This window comes from Helicobacter suis (assembly GCF_902196125.1).
GTDB lineage: Bacteria > Campylobacterota > Campylobacteria > Campylobacterales > Helicobacteraceae > Helicobacter > Helicobacter suis_B.
Genome location: NZ_CABIKG010000070.1, coordinates 1 through 584, shown reverse-complemented (window position 1 = coordinate 584; position 584 = coordinate 1). Strand labels below are relative to the sequence as shown.

Annotated in this window: 1 protein-coding gene; it reads left to right on the top strand. The window is 36.8% G+C overall.

Translation table 11 applies throughout. From position 1 onward, the window contains the following. On the top strand, positions 1-427 hold a 427-nt coding region (locus tag G6Q00_RS08370; RefSeq protein ID WP_163532733.1), incomplete at its 5' end, for an RNA-guided endonuclease InsQ/TnpB family protein. Positions 428-584: the final 157 nt, after the last annotated feature.

The following is a 584-nucleotide window of genomic DNA, read 5'->3' as shown; positions in this document are numbered from 1 at the left end:
TAGCCATAACCGCCTTAAAGCTAGAATCAAACTAGCTAAGCTACACAGAAAAATTAAGTTTTTAAGAACGGACTTTTTCTATAAACTAGCTAACTATTTAGCCAAACAATACACCCATGTTTTCATTGAGGATTTGAATATGAAAGCGATGCAAAGGTTGTGGGGTAGAAAGATTAGCGATCTAGCTTTTAGTGAGTTTATATCTATCCTAGAGAGAAAAACACAGGTGCATAAGATTGATAGATTTTATCCAAGCTCTAAGACTTGTTCTAATTGTGGGGCACTCAAAGAGGATTTAAGCCTAAAGGATAGGGTATTTAATTGCCACTCTTGTGGCTTTTCTTTGGATAGAGATTTAAACGCAAGTATTAATATTCATAGAGTTGGGGCATCAACTCTTAGAGTAGAGGCTGTAAGACCCGCCTAGCGGGCAAACCTTGATGATCCCAGAATCCCCTAGCTTTAGCTATGGGGAGTATGTCAATGGTTTAATGAAAAAGAAACAAGATTACACCACTTGGCTGTATGATTTTAAAGGGCAGAGTGATAAGAAATTTCAATACATAATGGATTTAGCTAACTCT